Genomic DNA, 21625 nt, shown 5'->3' on the forward strand with positions numbered 1-21625 from the left:
GCATGCAGCATGGATAAAATGAATGTAAGCAAGCACATTTCCGGCAAGTTTAACGACGAGCTGGAGTCGGTGCGTAATAAAGTGCTGAGCATGGGCGGTTTAGTTGAAAAGCAACTGCGCGATGCGTTAATTGCTATTGAAACTTCCGATCAGGAACTGGCCGAGCACGTGCTGCGCAGCGATCACAAAATCAATGCCATGGAAGTGCAAATTGACGAAGCCTGTGTGCAGATTATTGCCAAGCGTCAGCCTGCTGCAAGCGACTTACGGTTAGTTATTGCCATTTTAAAAACCATTGCCGATTTAGAGCGCATTGGTGACGAAGGTGAGCGTATTGCCAAAGTAGCGCTGGAAAGCTTCAACAACGATCAGCAGGAGTTTCTGGTTAGCCTGGAAAATCTGGGCCAGCAGGTGCTGAGCATGCTGCATCGCGTACTAGATGCGTTCGCACGTATGGACTTAGATGCGGCTTATGAAGTACACCAGCAAGATGCTCAGGCCGATCGCCAGTACGAAGCCCTGACGCGTCAATTAATGACCTACATGATGGAAGACCCGCGTGGCATTCCAAAGGTAATGAATGTGCTGTGGTCAGCACGCTCGCTGGAACGTATTGGCGACCGTTGTCAGAATATTGCCGAATACATTATCTTCTTTGTGAAAGGCAAAGACGTACGCCATGTTTCTCCGGAGTCTATGGAGCAAACGGTAAGAGGCCGTACTTCCTAATACAATACCCGGGCGCGAATCGTGCCCGGTATTTCCCGCATTTCAGCCAGCACAGTATCTGCTAAGTTACTCTCCGCCGGCGTATCAATATCTACCACCACATAGCCTACCTTGGCATCTGTTTGTAAATACTGGCCCGACACGTTGATGTTATGATCCGCCATAATTTGGTTAATGCGGGTTAGCATGCCCGGACGGTTTTCGTGAATATGCAGCAAGCGTCTGGAACCGGCATGGGTGGGTAGTGCCACTTCCGGGAAATTCACCGCCGACAGGGTAGAGCCGTTATCGGAATAACGCACCAGCTTACCGGCTACTTCAATTCCAATGTTTTCCTGAGCTTCTTGAGTAGACCCGCCTACGTGCGGGGTCAAAATGCAGTTCGCAATACCACGCAAGGGTGACTCAAATTCTTCGTCGTTGCCTTTCGGCTCCACCGGGAATACGTCTATGGCAGCGCCACCTAAGTGCTTACTGCGCAGTGCGTCAGCTAATGCCTCAATGGCCACCACAGTGCCGCGCGAGGCGTTAATAAGAATACTCCCGGGGCGCATTTTCTGTAATTCTTCAGCGCCAATAAGCCATTGGGTTTGCGGGGTTTCCGGCACGTGCAAAGTCACTACGTCGGCAATGCTCAGCAGCTCGTCCAGAGTGGCTACCTGCAGGGCATTACCCAGTGACAGTTTGTCTTCGGTGTCGTAAAAGCGCACTTGCATGCCGATTTGCTCGGCCAGTACGCTGAGCTGGCTGCCAATGTGGCCGTAGCCAATAATGCCCAGTATTTTGCCGCGCGCTTCAAAGGAGCCTGCGGCAGACTTGTCCCAGCCACCCTGGTGCGCCGCTGTGCTTTTTTCAGGGATGCGGCGCAGCAACATAATAATTTCAGCCAGTACCAGCTCGGCCACACTGCGGGTGTTCGAAAAGGGTGCGTTAAACACCACCACACCATGTTCCCGCGCGGCGGTTAAATCAACCTGATTGGTACCAATACAGAAGCAGCCCACCGCCGCCAGCTTATTGGCCGCCTGGAATACCTTAGCGGTAAGCTGGGTGCGGGAACGAATACCAATAAAGTGCACGTCTTTCACTTTTTCACATAGCTCGGCTTCGCTCAGCGAGGTTTTCAGAAACTCAATATTGCTGTAACCGTGCTGCTGTAAAATGCGCACTGCACTGTCATGTACGCCCTCCAGTAATAAAATCTGGATTTTGTCTTTGGCGAGCGAAACCTGACTCATGCGGTATCCTTTCCTAACTTTAATGGTGTGTTTATGCTAACGGGTCTTTTTGGTAATGCCATCAGGCCCGGCTAATAAAGCAATATCGGCACCGCGGTCAGCAAACAGACCATTGGTGACTACACCCACAATACTATTCAATTCTTCTTCCAGTTGCACCGGGTTCAGGATATCAAAGTTGTGAATATCCAATATGACGTTGCCATTGTCGGTAGTGAAGCCTTGTCGCCACACGGGGTCGCCACCTAATTTCACGATTTGGCGGGCCACATAAGAACGCGCCATTGGAATAACTTCAACCGGAATCGGGAAGCCGCCCAGGCGTTTTACCAGCTTGCTGTCATCAGCAATGCACACAAATTTCTTGGCTACTGCGGCAATAATTTTTTCACGGGTTAAGGCACCGCCACCGCCTTTTACCATACGCAGGTGATGGTCAATTTCGTCAGCGCCATCTACATACACCGGTAAGTCGGCCACGTTGTTCAGTTCAATTACTTCAATACCGTGCTGTTTTAATCGCGCAGTAGAGGCTTCGGAGCTGGAAACGGCGGCATCGATATCATTTTTCATAGCGGCTAAGGCATCAATAAAAAAGTTCACCGTAGAGCCGGTACCAACGCCTATCACAGCGCCACGCTCAACGTATTCGATGGCGGCTTCGGCGGCTTGCTGTTTTTGTTTATCTTGAGCAGATGTCATAGGGGGAACTCATGCTGTTGAATGAATAGTAATGATACACCCAAATTAGTCGCTAAAGTGCCATATTTTGTAAGGGGTAATTATCATTGGTAAAGGCACATCCCAACCCTCGGTTGGAATATGCTCTGCCTGCTGTACGTTGTGCGCTAACCCTATAGGTAGCAAATTCGGGTAGCGGCCTTGCTGCCAGCCACTAAGCGTGCGGTCATAAAAGCCACCGCCCATGCCCATACGATTCCCCTTGGCATCAAAGCCTACCAGAGGTACCAGCAGTACCTGCAACTGCGCTAACGGCACTATGTGCTGACAGTTTAGTTCGGGCTCAGGTATCTGGTAGCGATTGGGAACAAAGCGGGTGTTGTTATCGTAGCTTAAAAACAGCAAGTGACCTTTACAAAACGGGTGTAATACCGGCAGTGCGAGTTGTTTTTGTTGTGCTAGCAAACTGGCAAGTGCCGGGCCGGTAGCCAGCTCGTTTTTAACACTGAAGTAGCCACCAATAGTAGTGGCCTGTTGAACTTGCGGTAAACTAAGTAAGTGTTCGCTAACCTGCTGACCCGCACGCTCCAGGTCGAGTTCGCTTAGCGCTAGCCGCCGTTGTTGCAGTTCACGGCGTAATTGCTGGCGCTCATTTTGGGGCGATTGCTGTGCGGGCATTCCGTTGTTATCCTTAGTTCACCTAAATTCCTGAAAAGTGATGTTAACCATGCCACGAATGATCGGTAAAACGCTAGCGCAATCCTTCTTCGCCCTGCTATTTTTTAGCTTTACGGCTGCTCAGGCAGCACCACCGAAAGCTCCGCCTCGCGGCGACCAGGGTGACGGCCCTTATGAACGCCTGATTTTACGCGGCGGTACTTTAGTGAGCGGTGAAGGTGCTCCGCCATTAGGTCCGGTTGATATCGTGATTGAAAACGATCGCATCACCCGGGTGGTGAATGTGGGCTATCCGGGCGTACCGATTAAATCGGAAGGGCGACCCAAAGCACAGCCAGGCGATCAGGAACTGGACGTGAGCGGCAAGTTTATTCTGCCGGGTTTTGTTGACATGCATGGGCACATTGGTGGCTCTGCTGAGAATATTCCAGCCGAGTATGTGTTTAAGTTGTGGCTTGGCCACGGTATTACCACTATTCGTGAGCCGGGCAGCTTTAATGGCTTTGACTGGGTGCAGTGGCACCAGGAACGCGCCGAGAAGAACACTATTGTAGCGCCACGAATTGTGCCTTACGTAGGTTTTGGACAGGGCTTTGAAGATCCTATTTTCAGTGCCGATGACGCCCGCGACTGGGTGCGTCATATTGCTAAAAAAGGTGCTGCTGGTATTAAGTTCTTTGGTGCGCCTCCACGCATTATGAATGCCGCGCTGGATGAAGCGAACAAGCAAAATCTTGGCACCATGATGCACCACGCGCAGTTAAATGTGATGCAAACCAATGTGGTTGATTCGGCGCGTCAGGGCCTGACTACCATGGAACACTGGTATGGTTTGCCGGAAGCTCTGTTCACCGACCAAACCATTCAGGATTATTCGCCTGAGTATAACTACAACAACGAGCAAGACCGTTTTGGTGCTGCCGGTGAGTTGTGGGAGCAAGCTGCTGAGCCTGGCAGCGAAAAGTGGAATGAAGTTCGCGATGAGTTGATTGAACTGGACTTCACCATTAACCCAACCCTGACTATTTATGAAGCCAGCCGTGACTTAATGCGCGAGCGTCAGGCCATTTGGCATGAAGATTATACCTTGCCGCAATTGTGGGATTTCTTTGAACCTAGCCGTTATGCGCATGGCTCTTACTGGTTCGACTGGACTACTGACCATGAAATTGCGTGGAAGAAGAATTATCAAAAATGGATGACCTTCCTAAACGACTATAAAAATAACGGTGGCCGGGTAACTACTGGTTCTGACTCAGGCTACATTTACAAAATTTATGGTTTTGGTTACGTGCGGGAACTGGAATTACTACGTGAAGCCGGTTTCAATGCGCTGGAAGTAATTCAGGCAGCCACGTTAAATGGTGCTGAAGCGCTAGGGTTAGATCAGGATATTGGCAGCGTTATTCCGGGTAAAAAAGCCGACTTAGTGATTGTGGACGAAAACCCGCTGCGTAACTTCAAAGTGCTTTACGGTACTGGTCACTTCCAGTTAAGCGAAGACAATAAGCCAATGCGTACCGACGGCATTAAGTACACCATTAAAGACGGTATTGTTTACGATTCGCAAGAATTGCTGGAAGACGTTCGCCGTTTGGTTGCTGAAGCGAAAGCCGAAGCTAACAAGTAATAGAAGAGAGGGTGATCACCCAGGATGCCGCTGCTGGCTGTAGCCCTTGAACCCATTGGTTCAAGGCGGGGCGCAAATAGTGACCGTAGGCTTCTCAGTACAAGCTGAGCTTGCGCAATAGTCATTCAGTGAACCCCTTAGTAAAAAGCATCGGCTCAGGGACATAAGCCTGCTGGCAAACATCCCAGGCGATCATAACTGGTTACTTACGGCCGGGCCTTTGCTCGGCCATAACTTGTTCAAGGGTTTCTTGTAACAAACTAATTTTTTCTTCCAACGCTTTAATACGTTTGGTCTGTTCTGATTCTTGCTGCATCCATTCATGACACAAATTCAATGACGTCATCACCGCTATTTGTTCCGGGTTGGTGAGCTTGGTCACTGTTTTGGTTTGCTGTAAGCGCTCGTTCAGCTTGTCGGCTGCTTGCTGCAGAGCAACTTCCTGCCCCGCCGGGCAACTGACCCGATACGAGCGTTCCATTAATGTAATATCCATGGCTCGCGCAGACATAACCGCTTCCTTTTAATGAATCATTATGGGCTATTATGGCATGGCACAACCCCACTTGTCAGCTAGCGCCATTGCAAAGTGGGTGTTAGGATTACCTATATAACGCATAAAGAGATCAGTGGGCATGACCAGCAATAATTTACGTAATTACGATCGCTTGAACGAATTTTTCGAACAACAGGGCTTGTTGCCGAGCGCTGCCGAGCTGCAGGGCATGCTTACCGGCATGATAGCCAGTGGTGCTGCCACCGAAGGCGAAGAGTGGCTATTGTTGATGAGTGATTTAGCCAATGAAGGACAAAAGTTTCAGCCCCAGGTGAAAGACAAACTCAGTGCTATGTATGACGACGTTTGTGGATCATTGGCTGATCCCGATATGGGTTATCAGCCGTTATTACCCGGTGATCACGAGCCACTGTACGAGCGTTTACAAGCGCTAACTGGCTGGGTGCAATCCTTTTTAGTTGGCTTTGGGGTGAATCAGGTTAATTTAGCCAGCATGTCGCAAGACTTGCGAGAAGCTATTGAAGACATGGTTGAAATTGCCAAGCTCGACTTTGAAATTGAAGAAGAAGAGGAAGCCGAAAAAGCTTACTTTGAAATCTTAGAATACCTGCGGGTATCGGCTATTTTGTGTTTCAACGAACTGGGCCAGACCTCTGGTAATCCTTGCCGAACCTCGAAAACTCTACACTAAACAAAGCGTGGACACGTACTAATCTATGAATTCTAAAGCCAGGCACAGCAATGGTCATGAAACCGTGAGCGCTGCTACCTTTAAAGCGCGCCGCACGGCATTAATGAAGCAACTGCAGAAACACGCGCCCGAGGGCGCTATTGCGATTATTCCGGCAGCACCGGAGCTAACCCGCAGTCGTGATACCGAGTATCCCTTTCGCCAGGACAGTGACTTTTACTATCTAACCGGCTTTAACGAACCCAACGCGCTGCTGGTACTAGCGCCAGACGCCGACGTGCAGGAACAGCTATTTTGCCAGCCAAGCGATGCCCATGCAGAAATCTGGCATGGCCAGCGGCTGGGTGTGGCTGCTGCTGAGGCAAAAATTAATGTGGATGCAGCCTGGTCAATTGAAGAGCTGGACAAGCGGATGCCGCGGTTGCTGAATCAAATGGACACGGTGTTTTATGCGCAGGGTACATATGCTGACTTCGATCAGCGGGTGCTGGGCTGGTTTAATTTGCTACGCGAAACGCCTAAAAAAGGCGATGCGCCACCTCGTGCCTTAGTTGATTTACGCCCGTTGGTGCATGCTCAGCGTTTAATTAAGCAACCGGAAGAACTGGCTCTAATGCGCCGCAGCGCTGAAATCAGTGTGGCTGCCCATAAGCGTGCCATGTTGTTTGCGCAACCCGGCAAATTTGAATATCAGGTTGCTGCCGAGCTGCATCACGAATTCGCTATGCAGGGTGCTTTGCATCCGGCTTACGGCACTATTTGTGGTGGTGGCGAGAACGCCTGCATTTTGCACTACACCGACAATAGTTCGGAATTAAAAGACGGCGACCTGATTCTTATTGATGCCGGTTCTGAATATCAGGGCTATGCGGCCGATATTACCCGAACCTTTCCAGTCAACGGTCGTTTTAGCGATACGCAAAAAGCGCTTTACGAAGTGGTGTTAGCCGCGCAGGATGCGGCGCTGGCGGAAGCCAAACCTGGTGGTAACTTGCCGGCAGCGCATGAGGCTGCGGCCCGAACTATTACCCAGGGTTTAATTGAGCTGGATATTTTGTCCGGCAGCTTCAGCAAAAACTGGGAAAATGCCAGCTATCGACAGTTCTTCATTCATGGACTTGGCCATTGGTTAGGCCTGGATGTGCACGATGTTGGTAATTATACCGAAAACGGTAAACCAATTCGGTTTAAGCCGGGTATGGTATTAACCATAGAGCCAGGTATTTACATACCACCAGATGCCGACGTAGCCCAACGCTGGCGCGGCATAGGCATTCGCATTGAGGACGACATAGTGATTACCGAACAGGGTCACGACAACCTAACCGCAGCAGTGCCCAAAACTGTTGCCGAGATAGAAGCATGGCTGCAACAGCGGTAGCATCCGCGCCAACCGCGCACATAGGCATTGCCGGCGGCGGTTTAGTGGGCGCGCTGGCGGCTGTGTTGCTGGCGCGTAGCCGCCCCGACTGGCAAATACTGGTGATTGAGCCGCAAGCGGCTGGCCCGGCGCGCGACAAGCGCACTATTGCGCTGGCAGCTGGAACTGTGGAAATTCTGGCGCGGGAACAGCTATGGCCAGCGCTGGCCGAGCATGCTTGCGCCATTGAACATATTCATGTGAGTGACCGCGGCCACGCCGGCATGGTGCGGTTGCACGCTGCCGACGAAGGGGTAGCGGCACTGGGGCAGGTAGTAGCCGCCGCACAGTTAAATCAGGTGCTGTTTGATGCCTGCCAGCAACAACCTAATATTCAATGGCTAGGTGGCCAGGCGGTAACTGGAGTAACTCAGCAGCAAGACACTGTTGTGCTTGAATTAAGCGACGCTGACCCAGTGCAGGTGCAATTACTGATTGGTGCCGACGGCCAGAAGTCGCAGGTGCGGCAGCAACTCGGCATTGCTATGCAAGCTACCGATTATCAGCAGGTGGGTATTATTGGCCGGTTGCAACTAGCGCAAAGCCTAAAAGGCTGGGCTTATGAGCGCTTTACTGACAGCGGCCCTATGGCCTTGTTGCCGGTGCAACCGGGGCCACAAGAAACCGCAGTGGCTAGCTTAGTATGGAGTGTGACACCGGATCGTGCCGATGCCTTATTAACCTGCCCGGAAGCCGAATTTATTGAGCAGTGCCAAACCGAGTTTGGTTTTCGCGCCGGGCGTTTTACCGGTGTGAGTGAGCGCGTGGCATTTCCGCTGCAACTGCAGTTAGCCGAGCGCAGTGTCAGCCACCGCTGTGTGTTGGTTGGTAATGCCAGCCATGCCTTGCACCCTATTGCCGGGCAGGGCTTTAACCTGGGTGTGCGCGATGTGCTGGCCTTAGTTACAGCGCTAAAACAAGTTGATGATGCGGGTGCCTACCAAAGCCTGCGCCACTACTGGCAACGCCGGGAACAGGATTATCAGGTGACTATTGGCTTAACCGAATGGCTGGTGCACGGGTTCTCAAATAACTATTCAGCCTTAACCGGACCGCGGAACATGGCGTTGCTGGCGTTAGACAAAGTCGGGCCATTACGGCATGCCTTCGCGCGCAAGGCCATGGGCAAATGACACTAACAGTGCGGATACAATTATGAGCGCAAGCAAACACATAGTCGTTGTTGGGGCCGGTTTAATTGGCCTTAGCTGTGCGCTTGGGCTGCGTCAGCGTGGTTGCCGCGTAACTCTGGTTGAGCAGGGTTCGCGACCAGAAGTGACCGCTGAACCCGGACTGCGGGTTAGTGCGTTAAATCATGCCAGCCGAACATTGTTGCAGGAACTGGGCGTATGGCAACAGTTACCGCTGCAGCGGCTTGGCCCTTACACCGGCATGCAGGTGTGGGAAAACAATAGCTTTGCCGATATTGCCTTTCATGCCGAACAGATTGGCACAGATGATCTTGGTGCTATTGTTGAGAATCAGGTGCTGGAGCAAGCGCTGTGGGATGCGGCCGAACAAGCTGGCGTAACCATCATTGCCAATACCAAAGTGCAGCAATGGCAACAGGACCACCAAGGCGCCACATTGCAACTGGCCGATCAGCAACTGCAGGGTGACTATGTGATTGCCGCCGACGGCGTGCGCTCGCAACTGCGCAGCTGGGCTGAACTGCCGGTAACATTCTGGGACTACGAACAACGCGGGCTGGTAGCTGTTATTGCCAGTGAATTGCCGCATCAGGGCGTGGCACGCCAAGCTTTTTTACCCACCGGGCCGTTGGCATTGTTACCGCTGGCCGATCCCCATTTGTGTTCCATGGTGTGGTCTTGTGACGAAGATCTCGCGCAGGAATTATTACAGCTGCAGCAAACCCAGCCAGAGCAGTTTCAGCGTCGTTTGCAGGTAGCCAGCAACGGCATACTGGGTAACCTGACAGTAGATTCAGCCGTGGCGAGTTTTCCGCTGCAAATGCAATATGCCCAGCAATGGGTGCATGAACGTTTGATTCTGGTTGGCGACGCTGCGCACAGTATTCACCCGCTGGCCGGGCAGGGCGCTAATTTAGGCTTTGCCGACGTAGCCGTGTTAATTGAAGCTTTTACCGCCACCGAGCAGCGCCAACTCAATCGTGCCTTGCAAGCCTATCAGCGCGAGCGCAAGGCCGCCGCGCTAACTATGATTGCTGCCATGGAGGCATTTAAGCGTGGGTTCGGAACCAGTCAGCCGCTATTGCAGTTGTTGCGTGGCGTTGGTTTTACCCTGGCCAATAAAACCCCACCGCTGAAACGCTGGCTTACCAAAGTAGCCTTAGGCGAAGTTTAAGCCGACTGCAGGTAATCGGTAAGGTAGCTGGCCAAATAATCAGCCGCTGCGTTATCGCTGGAATGCTGCTGCAACACTATGTTTACCGCACCTAATGTTGGCAGGCTGGTTAACTTCAGCAAATGTTCCGGCACTGTGCTTTGCGCCAGTACGGTTAAACCAAGCCCGCCTTCAATAGCCGCCGTTAACCCGGAAAAGTCCGCGTTGGTGTAGGTAATGCGCTGAGCCATTTGCTGGCGCGTCAGTACCTGCAAGGCGCGCCGACGGTAAATACAGCCCTCGGGTGCAAACACCAGTGGCACTGGCTCACTAAAGTCAGTTTGACGCCCCACCCACACCAATTCTTCTTGCTTTAACACATGCCCGGCAGGCTTTTCGGTTGGCTCCTGCAGCGCAATAACCAGGTCAAACTTCTGTGTAGTGCGCTCGGCAAGTAAGTCTTTACTTAGCGCCGAAGTCACCTCTAAAGCCACGTTGGGGTAGGACTGCGTATATTGCCCAAGTAACTGAGGTAGCAGTTTACTGGCAAATTCACTGGGAATACCGAGCCGAACGCGGCCGCTTAACGCATGTTGTTCAAAGCGCGCTAACAGCTGGTCGTTCAGGCCAAGTAACTGCCGCGCAACATCCAGTACGTCTTGCCCCGCCTGGGTGAGCTGAATACGGCCGCGCTGACGGTTTAGCAGGCTGGCGCCCAGTTGTTCTTCCAGGCGCCTAAGCTGCAAGCTAATAGCGGGTTGCGATCGGCCCAGCAATTGCCCAGCAGCTGTGTAGCTTTGCAGCTCAATAACGCTAACAAAAGCACGCAATTCATCCAGCGAAAGTTGCTTCATGCTAAACTATGCCCCGAGACCTAAGAAACGTATAAGATATTGTAATAGAATATTATCAATTATTAATTATTTAAATGTAATTATTAGTATTATTCATTTGTTGACCCGCCACGAGAGTTCTATAATTCGGGTCAATTTTTCGTAACCACTTTCACTGCAAAAATAATGGCTATAATAGCCATGCCGCAGTTTTAGCGGCATCCGCTGAAAGTGGCACAGAAACAACAGGAAACTGATACATGGCGAACAAAACTCCGCTTTATGAAGCACATTTGCAAGCTGGCGCAAAGATGGTTGATTTTCACGGCTGGGACATGCCGTTGAACTATGGCTCGCAAATTGAAGAGCATAATGCGGTTCGCACTGACTCTGGCGTATTTGACGTGTCGCACATGACCATTGTGGATGTTGCTGGTCGTGAAGCCAAAGCGTTTTTGCGTTATTTGTTAGCCAACGACGTCGCCAAGCTTTCCATTGAAGGCAAAGCGCAGTACAGCAGCATGCTGAACGAGAAAGGCGGCGTTATTGACGACCTGATCGTGTACTACTTTAACGATGAGTCGTATCGTTTAGTGGTGAACTCAGCCACGCGTGATAAAGACATGAACTGGATCAACTCTGTTGCTTCCAGTTTTCAGGTTGATATTACCGAACAGTCTGAGCTGGCCATGATTGCCCTGCAGGGGCCAAAAGCCGAAGACAAGCTGAAACTTATTTTAAGCGAAGACGACTTTGCCTTAGTGAAAGGCATGAAGCCGTTTTTATCGCAGCAAGTAAATGATCTTTTTATTGCTACCACGGGTTATACCGGTGAGAAAGGCTATGAAATTGTGGTTGCCGCCGACAAAGTAGAAGCCTTGTGGAACGACTTGCTGCACGTTGGCGTGCAACCTTCAGGCTTAGCCGCACGCGACACTTTGCGTCTGGAAGCTGGCATGAACTTGTACGGTCAGGATATGGACGAAAGCATCACTCCGCTGTCTGCAAACATGGAGTGGAGCGTGGCGTTTGAACCGCAAGAGCGTGATTTTGTGGGTCGTTCTGCGCTGGAAGCCAAAAAAGAAGCCGGTTATGAAAAGCTGGTTGGTCTGGTAATGAAAGACAAAGGCGTATTGCGCCACGGACAAAAAGTGATTGTTGAAGGCGGTGAGGGTATCATTACCTCAGGTACGTTCTCACCAACACTTGGCTTTTCAATTGCCATGGCGCGAGTACCTAAACCTTTCGGCGAAACTGCTGAAGTGGAAATGCGCAAGAAATTAGTTAAAGTGTCGGTAGTAAAACCAGCATTTGTGCGCAACGGGAAGTCGGTACTTTAAAGTACTAACCCGAAGCGAACTGATTTGTAACGAATAACCAAAATTAATGACCGAGGAATTATCAGCATGAGCAACATCCCTGCAGAACTGAAATACGCAGCAACTCACGAGTGGGTTCGCAATGAAGGCGACGGCACTTTTACTATTGGTATTAGTGAACACGCACAAGACCTGTTGGGTGACATGGTGTTCGTAGAATTACCTGACGTTGGCGACAAAGTTGCTGCCGGTGACGACATTGCTGTGGCTGAGTCTGTGAAAGCAGCATCCGACATTTACGCCCCAATTGGCGGCGAAGTAGTTGCTATAAACGAAGAATTAGAAGACGCCCCGGAAACCGTAAACAACGACCCTTACGGCGACGGTTGGTTGTTCCGCATCAAAGCGGATGACGCTAGTGAAGTAGACAGCTTACTTGACGCTGACGGCTACCAGGCCGTTATTGACGAAGAATAAGGAAGCGCAAGTCAAGGATGAACCCCGGTTACTCAAGCCGGGGTTTTGCGTTTTACCCCAAACCTGAAATTCAACCCACGATTATGGGATATGATGTACATGACCACAACGACGCTGCAACAGTTAGAAAACCACGATGAATTTATTGGCCGCCACATTGGCCCAAGCCATGACGAAACGGCAGCTATGCTGGCCGAGCTTGGCGTTGATTCGCTGGAAGCGCTTACCAAAGACACGGTGCCTGGCTCCATTTTACGTGAGCCGTTTTTAGCCGTTGGTGAGCCACAAACTGAAAGTGAAGCTTTAGCGAAATTGCGCACTATTGCAGCGAAGAACAAAGTCTTTAGTTCGTACATAGGTATGGGGTACTACGACACTGTGGTACCAAACGTTATTTTACGTAACGTGCTGGAAAACCCGGGTTGGTATACTGCTTACACGCCGTACCAGCCAGAAATCGCCCAGGGCCGTTTGGAATCACTGCTGAACTTCCAGCAAATGACCATTGATTTAACCGGCTTGCCACTAGCCAGTGCGTCACTGCTTGATGAAGCCACCGCTGCAGCTGAAGCTATGGCTATGGCCAAGCGCGTTAGCAAGAGCAAATCAAACGCTTACTTTGTAGCTGACAACGTATTCCGTCAAACCATTGATGTACTGAAAACCCGCGCAGAAATGTTCGGTTTTGACGTAATCGTTGGGCCAGTGGCAGAAGCCAACCAGCATGACGTATTCGGTGCCTTACTGCAGTATCCGGACAACCAGGGCCAGTTACATAACCTGGAACAGACCATTGCTGCCATTCAGGATCAAAAAGGCGTAGTAGCTGTTGCTGCCGACATTATGAGCCTGGTGCTACTGAAGTCACCTGGCGAAATGGGTGCTGATATTGCTTTAGGTTCAGCGCAACGCTTTGGCGTACCTATGGGCTACGGCGGTCCACACGCTGCTTATTTCGCAACCCGTGATAAGTTCAAGCGTTCACTGCCAGGCCGTATCATTGGTGTGTCAAAAGACAGCCGCGGCAACCAGGCATTGCGCATGGCTATGCAAACGCGTGAGCAACATATTCGTCGCGAAAAAGCCAACTCGAACATTTGTACCGCGCAGGTACTACTAGCCAACATGGCGTCGTTTTACGCTGTGTATCACGGCCCACAAGGTTTGCGCACCATTGCCTCGCGCATTCACCGCTTAACCGACATTGTTGCCTTAGGCCTGCAAGACAAAGGCGTGGAGCTGGTGAACTCACACTGGTTTGATACCTTAACCTTTAAGTTTGACGGTAACGCCGACGCGTTAATTTCTCGTGCTGCTGAAGCCGAAATTAACCTGCGCGTAGACGGCAACGGTGTATTTGGTGTGAGCCTGGACGAAGCCAAAACCCGCGCCGACATCTTGAGCTTGTTTACTGTTTTATTCGGTGCCGATCACGGCCTTGATATTGAAACTCTGGACAGCCGCGTAGCTGGTGGTGAAGTAGAATCTATTCCGGCGGAGCTGTTACGCAAGTCAGAAATTCTGACGCACCCGGTATTTAACAGCTACCACTCAGAAACTGAAATGCTGCGTTACATTAAGCAGCTTGAGAACAAAGATTTAGCCCTGAACCACAGCATGATCTCGCTGGGTTCATGCACCATGAAGCTGAACGCTACGGCAGAAATGATTCCGGTTACCTGGCCTGAGTTCGGTCGCTTGCATCCGTTCTGCCCGCTGGAACAAGCAGCAGGTTATCAGGAAATGATTGAAACCTTGTCTACCTGGTTGATTGATATTACTGGTTACGACGCACTTTCTATGCAGCCAAACTCAGGTGCACAAGGTGAATATGCCGGCTTGCTGGCCATTCACAAATACCACCAGAGCCGCGGCGACGAACACCGCAACATTTGCCTAATTCCAAGCTCTGCGCACGGTACCAACCCGGCGTCTGCGCAAATGATGGGCATGAAAGTAGTGGTAGTTGACTGTGATAAGAACGGTAACGTAGACATGAACGACTTGCGCGCCAAAGCTGAAGAAGCTGGCGACAACCTGTCGTGCATCATGGTTACTTATCCTTCTACGCACGGCGTGTACGAAGAAGGCATTAAAGCCATTTGTGAACTGGTGCACGAGCACGGCGGTCAGGTATACCTGGACGGCGCTAACATGAACGCCCAAGTTGGTGTTACCTCGCCTGGTTATATTGGCGCTGATGTGTCGCACCTGAACTTGCACAAAACCTTCTGTATTCCGCATGGTGGCGGTGGTCCGGGCATGGGCCCTATAGGTGTGAAAAAGCACCTGGAGCCGTTTTTACCGAACCACTCCGTAATTCATATTCCGGGTACCGGCTTAGACAACGGCGCCGTTTCTGCAGCGCCATACGGCAGTGCCAGCATTCTGGCTATTTCATGGATGTACATTGCCATGATGGGCGGCCGCGGCTTACGTGAAGCAACCGAAGTGGCCATTATGAATGCCAACTACGTTGCGAAAAAATTAAGCCCGCACTTCGACATTCTGTACAAAGGCCGTAACGACCGCGTTGCGCACGAGTGCATTATTGACCTGCGCCCGCTGAAAGACAGCTGTGGCGTAACCGAAATGGACGTTGCCAAGCGCCTGCAGGACTACGGCTTCCACTCACCAACCATGAGCTTCCCGGTAGCGGGCACCTTAATGGTTGAACCGACCGAGTCTGAGTCTAAAGCCGAATTAGACAGATTCATTGAAGCCATGATTTCAATTCGCAAAGAAGCGCAGAAAATTGCCGACGGCGAGTGGAGTGAGTCTGACAACCCACTGCACAACGCACCGCACACCCTGGTTGATATTATTGATAACAACTGGGAGCGTGGCTACGATCGCCAAACCGCAGCTTACCCGGTACCAGCAGTTGCAGTGAACAAATTCTGGCCTTCGGTTAATCGTATTGATGATGTGTACGGCGACCGTAATTTGATTTGTAGCTGTCCTGCGGTGGATAGTTATCGGTAGCGGCTAATAGCCACTGTGCACAGCAAAAGCCCTCAAAAATGAGGGCTTTTTTGTAAGTTAATTTGGTAACTGATTTAGGCAGTCATCGTCACCAAAATCGCAGAGTACACCTAGGGTTTCAACTTCGCTCTGTAACACTGGCCTTTCAAGTAAATCAGACACGAACTCTGTTAGTAAATTTTGACTGGCTAGTGCAACCATTTCTATATGACCTAACTTCTCGTAAATGCTTACATTGATATTCTTATTATCAATAGTATTTAAAGCAGAATAGTCAGTTACTTTATCTGTATTCGAAGCATAAATAAAAGTAGGTGATTTCACTCCATTAAGTTTTGCCAGCAAATCAGTGTCTTTTAATGTTGTTCCTGATTCTTCATAAACAATTTGAATTGCGTCCTCAAGCGTATTTTTAGAGACAAACTTCGCATATAACGTGTCTTGATACAGAATGTCGTAAATAGCTTTGGTTGAATGTTCAAAGTCTGTCATTGGCGCAAATAAATACAGTCGAGCGTTGTCAACTTCCTGCTCGACGGCATTGGCTGCTAAAGCCCCCATTGAAAAACCAATAAGGTGTACCTTTTTAGGTTTTAACCGTTGAATTTCAGCAACAAGAGGGGAGGCATAATCAAGACCGAACTTGAAATTCTCTGAATTGTCAGCGCTTGGTACAACAATGACGTTAGCGCCTGTTATGTGTTGTAACCACCTTTGATGCATATAAAGCAGTAGCGTAGGTTGACTATATCCAGCGAAAAGCACTATCAACTGGTTTTCAAGAGGTTTGACCTTTGCAGCACCGTCACTTTTGGCCTCGTAGCGCCAAACCTTATGGCCCTCGTTGATTTTAAATGTAAAAGCCAGACTGAGATCACCTGCCTCCAAATCACCCAAGCCCATTGTTTTAATACAGTAAGGGCTGTTATCACAAATTTGCCTCTCAACAATCAAATCTGCGAGATTCCCTTCTACATTTATATTTTTGGGGCTGGTTATTTTATTTGCGACAAATGAAGCGCAACCGCTTAGGCCAATGAGCAATAGGGCAATAGTAAATCCTTTTACAACCATTGTGACGTTCCTTTTAAAAAACTATAAGCATCCCTTCAAATTTGTGGGCGATTTTTAATTGCTTGGTTATGCACTTTCTTTAATCTTAGGCACTTTCAGACGCATGCACAATAGGGCTAATATTCCACACATTAGACCGGTAGATAAAGAACCGCTTAGACCAGCATTAATAAAAAGCGGCTTGAGCAAAAGAGAGGTTACTACAGCCGGAATAAGCAATATTGCTCCCCACTTAAGGCTTACATATAGCCTAATAGGATTGCAGCATTTTGGGCAAACCTTAGATTTACCAAATTTGTTCATTTCTTTCGAGAATATGCTCACTGATTCGGAACAATGTGGACACTTCATGTGCTACTTCCTTGTATGTTCATAACGACTTGCTAATGGTCAACCGAAGTAAATCACTGTTCGGTACTAGTACTTTCTAAAGGCTCGCCTTCTTCATCCTGCAACTGATAATTATATGCTGCTTGAAGGCCGGTTTCCTCTTCAGGAATATCATCCTCATGTTCAGTATGGCCGGGATAAAATGGCGATATCAGTGAGATAAAGACGCCCACAGCCGCAAAAATAGAAAAGCTCTCGGCGTAGCCAAATTCACCGACTAATAAGCCAATAATAGGCGACCCAGCTGCTTGGCCTAAAGCACAAGCCACAAAGGGCAAAACAGGCCCCATAGAAAGGCGTCCTGGCAATAAACGGATGCCTGTCATTAAATACAGCCCGGTTAGGCTCATGTAGGCCAAGCCGAAGATCAACGCTGAAAACACGGCAAGGTAAACTTGGCTTGGGCTGGCGGCCAACAGAGTTAAACTGGTTGTCAGCATCATGAGCATTAGAGCGTGAGTGATGGCCGGGTTATTTCTGTCGGCCAAATCACTAATAATAGCGCCACCTAAACCTGCAATACCCAGTGCTAACCATAACCAACCACTTTGTTTAGACGACAATGAGCCCAAAGTGGTGACTAAATCCGGTCCAAACGTCCAATAAGCTGAAGCAATAAAGCCCATGGCGAAGGCAAATAAAGACAGTTTTAACAAACGCCACCATTGTCTAGCTTTGATTTTAGGGGGTGGCGCTGCATTTGAGGGTGTAAGCCTGGAAACCGAAGGAATTAAAAACCAGGCAAGAAGAACACCGATAATAGCTATTACCGTGAATGATAAATAAGCGTAGCGCCATGCCCCAACTAAAAATAATACAGCTGGAACGGAGAGCGCGACACCAATGCTTGTGCCAGCATTCATTACTGAGCTGACACGTCCATGAATGGAGCGGTCGACCAAAGCCTGCATGGCTGAAGTTAAAGCTGGCATCATTAAGCCGGTGCATATACCACAAGCGAATACCCCCACGGCGAGACTAATAGGACCAGTTGCCTGACTCACTAAAGCTAGACCGAAAACACTAAACAAAGCAGATAGCACTGTCGTGTTACGCGCACCAAAATATTTCGTGACTAAAGGAGCCACTAAACTGATAACAACGAAACTTATGAGGGGAAGTGCGGCGATAACACCGATTGTATTAGCGCTGATCTCTAGGTCAGCTCGTATTTGAGGGACAAACAAACCAAAGGCGAAACGAGCTAAACCAAAGCTTATAGCAATAAGTATAGCGCCTGTGAGTGCAAAGCGGATGCCTGAGACTTGTCCCATAAGTGCGTCTTAAACTGATGACTTGTGTTACCAGTTTAGGACGCATTTTTGGGTTACGAAACCTTTGAGTATACTAAATATGAGGCCGTTTAATCTGTATAACACTTATGCATCGCCAAAAAACTGAGTTCTCAACTATGGCTACGAGGTGTCTAATGAATTAGTGGCGATTCACCTCGAGGGTTGCCCGCAAAGCTAATCATCATGCACAATACCCAGCAAACCTTGCAACAAGGAACAACCACATGGCAACACCACAACTAATCCGCGGCACATCACTTCCCGGTGCTATTTTGCTTGGCTTAGGTGCCATTGTTGGTACCGGTGCTTATGTGAGTATTGCTATGGCAACCAGCATTACCGGCAGCGGTGTGCTGATTGCTATTTTGATTGCGGCGCTGGTGGCGGCTTGTAACGGGCTTTCCAGTGCGCAGCTGGCGGCGGTGCATCCGGTTAGTGGTGGTACTTATGAATACGGCTATAAATTCCTGAATCACTGGTTTGGTTTTAGTGCTGGCTGGCTGTTTGTTGCGGCGAAGAGTGCCTCGGCGGCAACGGCTGCGTTGGCACTTAGTTTGTATGTGCTGCCGGCATTGGGCCTTGCGCACGGCTGGCAGGTGCCGTTGGCACTGCTAACCATTGCCATAATGACGCTGCTGGTACTTGCCGGTGTGCGGCGCTCTAATCAGGCTAATGCGGTTATTGTTACTGTGGCCATTGGTGCGTTGCTGGTGTTTGTGTTTACTACTTTTAGTGCATATGAACCAACTCTGGTCGCAGCGCCTACCAACGCAGGTTCTGCGCACGATATCCTCGCCGCCGCCGCGCTAATCTTCGTGGCCTACACAGGCTACGGCCGTATCGCCACTATGGGCGAAGAAATTACCTCACCCAAACGTAATATCCCGCTGGCCATAATAGCTACTGTATTGGTCACCACGGCGTTATATCTGTTATTGGGTTGGGCATTGCAGTACACCAATTTACAGCAGCAGGGCGTGAATGAGAGCGAGCTGGCGCTGGTTGCACTGGCCAGTAACGACACCGTAGCTACTGTGGTGCTGGTAGGTGCGGCAGTGGCGTTGCTGGGCGTTATGCTGAATCTTATTTTAGGTGTGTCGCGGGTTATTCTGGCCATGGGGCGTCGTGGTGATTTACCTGCAGTATTTGGCGGCCTGAATGTAGGCCAGACCTCAGCACCAGCGGCAACCTGGCTAACGGCAGTAGTTATGATGGCGCTGGCTTTATCCGGAAGTGTGGAGCTGGCCTGGTCATTCAGCGCATTCACGGTACTGGTGTACTACGGCATTACTAATCTGGCGGCCCTGCAGATTCCGGCGCAGCAGCGTTTCGTACCACGCGCAATATCGGTGTTAGGTTTGATCAGCTGTTTAGCCTTAACGCTGTTTATTGAATGGCGGGTATTAGCGGCGGGCGGGCTACTGATTCTTGCCGGGTTAGTTTGGCATCGCTGGCGGTTGCATCTGGTAGCTAACAAATAAGCAATAAGTTTTTACGTGATTCATTTGCTATTCACTAAGTGACCTGATAAAAAATCAGGATTGAAACATTTATGCATACTTTCTCGTGATGGCGTAGTTTATGGGTTTAAAAACTGTTGTACCCGTTCATTTTATTTGGTTAATTGCTGCGTTACTGCTGGCAAATGTAAGCCATGCTAAGACCATTCCCGGCGATTTTAATGGTTATCAAGACGACAACCTTTCGGCTATCAACATTTCTGACCTTAGCTTAATGCCAGTTCGGCAACCCGCTGAGTTCTTAATGGCCGATCGCAATGTTTCCATTGACTCGCTTCCCCTATATCGTTTCCGGCCATTGCGTACAGAGAACCTCAATCAGGGGCTAACTGATCAAGCGTTTTGGGTTCGTTTCCGAGTGAAGAACGACCGCCTGAATAATTCCAGGCAATGGGTGTTGTATCACGAGCACCCGTACATGGATTACATGACGGTTTACGTGCAAAACAAAGATGGCAATCTGATTCAGCACTCGCTGAGTGATCGCCGTCCTTTTACCGATAGACCCATTGATTTCCGTACTCTTGCCGTTGCCCACCGAACTCCGCCACAAAGCCATACCGATGTATATGTGCGATTGTCGTTCAGCGGCCATGAAACCATGAGCTTAAGTTTATTCTTAGCGTCGCCGGTTGAGTTCAATAAAATGGCGCAGGACACCATGTTGCAGCAAGGGTTGTACTTTGGCGTCATGCTATTGTTGCTGGTGGTTGCGGTGGTATTTGGCGTTATGCTGCGGCAGCGGGTGTATTGGTACTATGCGCTCTTTATTGTTTCCAGCGGGTTAATGTGGGCCAAACTAACCGGGCTGTCTTACCAGTACTTATGGCCGCAGTCGGTGTTTATGCAAAACGAAGGTTTCAATATCATCTTTTTGCTTACTAGTATTACGGCGTTGCAATTCTCCAGAGTATTTCTTGAAACGCCAAGGCTGCTGCCGCGCTGGGATAAAACCATTAGTGTATTACAGGTCATCATGCTGGCCGGTATTGGTTTGCGGCTGCTGGGTGTGTATGAAGAAGTCTTGGTATTATCTTATGTCTCTTTGTGTACACTTATTCTGCTTCCTATTTTAGGTTGGCGTGCGTACCGCAAAGGGTTGGTTTACGCGCGCTGGTATTCCATTGCCTGGTCGTTCTATGCGGTGGGATTATTGCTGAGCGTTATTAGCGCCGGCACCAATGTTTTTGGTTGGGGCATGGCCCCACTGGGTTACGCTCAGCTAGGCAGTATCATTGAGGCGGTGTTCCTGCTTATTGCGCTGGGTGAACGCCTGGTTAGTTGGGAAAAAGACCGAACCGAGGCCTTAAAAGAAGCCTTGAGTGATGAAATTACCGGGCTTGGCAACCGCCGTAAGCTGCAAGCCGCTTATCAGGAAGCGCGTAAACGTTTCACTGGCGAAGGCTCACCTGAATTCCTGGCTTTGCTGGCGATAGATCGCTTTGATGACTTGCTGGAACAGCATGGTCACGAGGCCGCAGATACGGTATTAAAAGACATTGGTGCAACTTTACGTGGTTTAAGTCGTGACGAAGACGTTAGTGTTAGGTACGCTGGCGAGGAATTTGTATTGTTACTGCAGGCGCCATCCTTGCGGGCAGCTTACGAATTGATTGAGCGGATTCGCGAGGATTTTGAACAAACGCCGACTCAGTATCGTGGGCTCTTTATTAAACATACCTTTACTGCGGGGCTTACCGAGGTAACCGCAGGAGGTAAGTTTATTTCTCAGCAGGAAGCTATTGTGCGAGCTGAAACGGCTTTAAAACAAGCGCGTGCTGCGGGTGGTAACCGATGTACTATTTATCGTCCGGGCACGCAAAACCAAGAATAATAAATACAGG

18 protein-coding genes and 1 other RNA gene are annotated in these 21625 nt (G+C 49.8%); 11 read left to right on the forward strand and 8 right to left on the reverse strand.

Annotation, left to right across the window (positions count from 1 at the left end):
* Window positions 1-9 precede the first annotated feature (9 nt).
* Entirely contained in the window at window positions 10-729 is a 720-nt protein-coding gene (gene phoU, locus CCE91_RS11060; RefSeq protein ID WP_086435356.1) for a phosphate signaling complex protein PhoU, read from the forward strand.
* Here the strand turns inward: phoU and serA are convergent.
* Genes serA through CCE91_RS11075 form a run of 3 tightly spaced genes read right to left on the reverse strand, consistent with a single transcriptional unit; the run spans window position 726 to window position 3326 of the window.
* Window positions 726-1967, reverse strand: a complete 1242-nt coding sequence (gene serA, locus CCE91_RS11065; protein WP_086435357.1) for a phosphoglycerate dehydrogenase — start codon at window positions 1965-1967, stop codon at window positions 726-728. The two genes, phoU and serA, sit on opposite strands and share 4 nt — an antisense overlap.
* 36 nt (window positions 1968-2003) lie before the next feature.
* Window positions 2004-2669 carry a ribose-5-phosphate isomerase RpiA gene (gene rpiA / locus CCE91_RS11070; protein WP_086435358.1) on the reverse strand — a complete coding sequence of 222 codons (666 nt, stop codon included), beginning with the start codon at window positions 2667-2669 and terminating at the stop codon, window positions 2004-2006.
* Window positions 2670-2714: 45 nt separating this feature from the next.
* On the reverse strand, window positions 2715-3326 hold the full coding sequence (locus CCE91_RS11075) for a 5-formyltetrahydrofolate cyclo-ligase (RefSeq protein ID WP_086435359.1): 612 nt from the start codon (window positions 3324-3326) through the stop codon (window positions 2715-2717).
* Between the two features lie 58 nt (window positions 3327-3384).
* On the opposite strand from CCE91_RS11075, the gene CCE91_RS11080 reads away from it, so the two are divergent.
* Window positions 3385-4956 (forward strand): amidohydrolase family protein, encoded by a 1572-nt coding sequence (locus CCE91_RS11080; RefSeq protein WP_086435360.1) that lies wholly within the window; start codon window positions 3385-3387, stop codon window positions 4954-4956.
* Between the two features lie 12 nt (window positions 4957-4968).
* Here CCE91_RS11080 and ssrS read toward each other — a convergent pair.
* Both ssrS and zapA read right to left on the reverse strand, forming a co-directional pair.
* A non-coding RNA gene (gene ssrS / locus CCE91_RS11085) (6S RNA) lies at window positions 4969-5150 on the reverse strand.
* A gap of 8 nt (window positions 5151-5158) precedes the next feature.
* A complete protein-coding gene (gene zapA / locus CCE91_RS11090) occupies window positions 5159-5467 on the reverse strand; it encodes a cell division protein ZapA (protein WP_086435361.1) in 309 nt (102 codons plus the stop codon).
* Between the two features lie 124 nt (window positions 5468-5591).
* Here zapA and CCE91_RS11095 point away from each other — a divergent pair, with 124 nt between their 5' ends.
* From CCE91_RS11095 to CCE91_RS11110, 4 genes are read left to right on the forward strand one after another with little or no spacing between them, the layout of a single operon-like run.
* Window positions 5592-6164, forward strand: a complete 573-nt coding sequence (locus CCE91_RS11095) for a UPF0149 family protein (protein ID WP_086435362.1) — start codon at window positions 5592-5594, stop codon at window positions 6162-6164.
* Window positions 6165-6189: 25 nt separating this feature from the next.
* Window positions 6190-7545 carry a Xaa-Pro aminopeptidase gene (pepP, locus tag CCE91_RS11100; protein ID WP_086435363.1) on the forward strand — a complete coding sequence of 452 codons (1356 nt, stop codon included), beginning with the start codon at window positions 6190-6192 and terminating at the stop codon, window positions 7543-7545.
* On the forward strand, window positions 7527-8717 hold the full coding sequence (gene ubiH, locus CCE91_RS11105; protein WP_086435364.1) for a 2-octaprenyl-6-methoxyphenyl hydroxylase: 1191 nt from the start codon (window positions 7527-7529) through the stop codon (window positions 8715-8717). Before pepP ends, ubiH begins: the two co-directional genes overlap by 19 nt.
* A gap of 22 nt (window positions 8718-8739) precedes the next feature.
* Window positions 8740-9909: a UbiH/UbiF/VisC/COQ6 family ubiquinone biosynthesis hydroxylase gene (locus CCE91_RS11110; RefSeq protein ID WP_086435365.1), complete on the forward strand. Its 1170-nt coding sequence runs from the start codon at window positions 8740-8742 to the stop codon at window positions 9907-9909.
* Here CCE91_RS11110 and CCE91_RS11115 read toward each other — a convergent pair.
* Window positions 9906-10742 carry a LysR family transcriptional regulator gene (locus CCE91_RS11115; protein ID WP_086435366.1) on the reverse strand — a complete coding sequence of 279 codons (837 nt, stop codon included), beginning with the start codon at window positions 10740-10742 and terminating at the stop codon, window positions 9906-9908. The two genes, CCE91_RS11110 and CCE91_RS11115, sit on opposite strands and share 4 nt — an antisense overlap.
* Before the next feature lie 239 nt (window positions 10743-10981).
* On the opposite strand from CCE91_RS11115, the gene gcvT reads away from it, so the two are divergent.
* The 3 genes from gcvT (at window position 10982) to gcvP (ending at window position 15502) form a co-directional block, all read left to right on the forward strand.
* Window positions 10982-12061 (forward strand): glycine cleavage system aminomethyltransferase GcvT, encoded by a 1080-nt coding sequence (gene gcvT / locus CCE91_RS11120; RefSeq protein ID WP_086435367.1) that lies wholly within the window; start codon window positions 10982-10984, stop codon window positions 12059-12061.
* Between the two features lie 66 nt (window positions 12062-12127).
* Entirely contained in the window at window positions 12128-12517 is a 390-nt protein-coding gene (gene gcvH / locus CCE91_RS11125; RefSeq protein WP_086435368.1) for a glycine cleavage system protein GcvH, read from the forward strand.
* A 99-nt stretch (window positions 12518-12616) separates the two neighbouring features.
* A complete protein-coding gene (gene gcvP / locus CCE91_RS11130; protein WP_086435369.1) occupies window positions 12617-15502 on the forward strand; it encodes an aminomethyl-transferring glycine dehydrogenase in 2886 nt (961 codons plus the stop codon).
* Window positions 15503-15559: 57 nt separating this feature from the next.
* Here the strand turns inward: gcvP and CCE91_RS11135 are convergent, their stop codons facing one another.
* The gene (locus tag CCE91_RS11135) at window positions 15560-16576 is read right to left on the reverse strand and encodes an alpha/beta hydrolase family protein (protein ID WP_086435370.1); all 1017 of its coding nucleotides are present in this window, start codon (window positions 16574-16576) and stop codon (window positions 15560-15562) included.
* Between the two features lie 404 nt (window positions 16577-16980).
* Window positions 16981-18240, reverse strand: a complete 1260-nt coding sequence (locus CCE91_RS11140; protein ID WP_086435371.1) for an MFS transporter — start codon at window positions 18238-18240, stop codon at window positions 16981-16983.
* Window positions 18241-18485: 245 nt separating this feature from the next.
* Here CCE91_RS11140 and CCE91_RS11145 point away from each other — a divergent pair, with 245 nt between their 5' ends.
* Window positions 18486-19742, forward strand: a complete 1257-nt coding sequence (locus CCE91_RS11145) for an APC family permease (RefSeq protein WP_086435372.1) — start codon at window positions 18486-18488, stop codon at window positions 19740-19742.
* Window positions 19743-19842: 100 nt separating this feature from the next.
* Window positions 19843-21615 carry a diguanylate cyclase gene (locus CCE91_RS11150; RefSeq protein WP_086435373.1) on the forward strand — a complete coding sequence of 591 codons (1773 nt, stop codon included), beginning with the start codon at window positions 19843-19845 and terminating at the stop codon, window positions 21613-21615.
* The last annotated feature ends 10 nt before the right edge of the window (window positions 21616-21625 follow it).

Origin of the sequence: Pseudidiomarina planktonica, assembly GCF_900177775.1 — a bacterium.
GTDB lineage: Bacteria > Pseudomonadota > Gammaproteobacteria > Enterobacterales > Alteromonadaceae > Pseudidiomarina > Pseudidiomarina planktonica.

Coding starts and splice junctions, on each gene's coding strand:
- pepP (WP_086435363.1), top strand. CDS start 6,190: ATGAATTCTAAAGCCAGGCACAGCAATGGTCATGAAACCGTGAGCGCT.
- phoU (WP_086435356.1), top strand. CDS start 10: ATGGATAAAATGAATGTAAGCAAGCACATTTCCGGCAAGTTTAACGAC.
- CCE91_RS11095 (WP_086435362.1), top strand. CDS start 5,592: ATGACCAGCAATAATTTACGTAATTACGATCGCTTGAACGAATTTTTC.
- CCE91_RS11080 (WP_086435360.1), top strand. CDS start 3,385: ATGATCGGTAAAACGCTAGCGCAATCCTTCTTCGCCCTGCTATTTTTT.
- gcvH (WP_086435368.1), top strand. CDS start 12,128: ATGAGCAACATCCCTGCAGAACTGAAATACGCAGCAACTCACGAGTGG.
- gcvP (WP_086435369.1), top strand. CDS start 12,617: ATGACCACAACGACGCTGCAACAGTTAGAAAACCACGATGAATTTATT.
- CCE91_RS11110 (WP_086435365.1), top strand. CDS start 8,740: ATGAGCGCAAGCAAACACATAGTCGTTGTTGGGGCCGGTTTAATTGGC.
- ubiH (WP_086435364.1), top strand. CDS start 7,527: ATGGCTGCAACAGCGGTAGCATCCGCGCCAACCGCGCACATAGGCATT.
- CCE91_RS11075 (WP_086435359.1), bottom strand. CDS start 3,326: ATGCCCGCACAGCAATCGCCCCAAAATGAGCGCCAGCAATTACGCCGT.
- gcvT (WP_086435367.1), top strand. CDS start 10,982: ATGGCGAACAAAACTCCGCTTTATGAAGCACATTTGCAAGCTGGCGCA.
- CCE91_RS11150 (WP_086435373.1), top strand. CDS start 19,843: ATGGGTTTAAAAACTGTTGTACCCGTTCATTTTATTTGGTTAATTGCT.
- CCE91_RS11135 (WP_086435370.1), bottom strand. CDS start 16,576: ATGGTTGTAAAAGGATTTACTATTGCCCTATTGCTCATTGGCCTAAGC.
- CCE91_RS11140 (WP_086435371.1), bottom strand. CDS start 18,240: ATGGGACAAGTCTCAGGCATCCGCTTTGCACTCACAGGCGCTATACTT.
- CCE91_RS11145 (WP_086435372.1), top strand. CDS start 18,486: ATGGCAACACCACAACTAATCCGCGGCACATCACTTCCCGGTGCTATT.
- zapA (WP_086435361.1), bottom strand. CDS start 5,467: ATGTCTGCGCGAGCCATGGATATTACATTAATGGAACGCTCGTATCGG.
- serA (WP_086435357.1), bottom strand. CDS start 1,967: ATGAGTCAGGTTTCGCTCGCCAAAGACAAAATCCAGATTTTATTACTG.
- rpiA (WP_086435358.1), bottom strand. CDS start 2,669: ATGACATCTGCTCAAGATAAACAAAAACAGCAAGCCGCCGAAGCCGCC.
- CCE91_RS11115 (WP_086435366.1), bottom strand. CDS start 10,742: ATGAAGCAACTTTCGCTGGATGAATTGCGTGCTTTTGTTAGCGTTATT.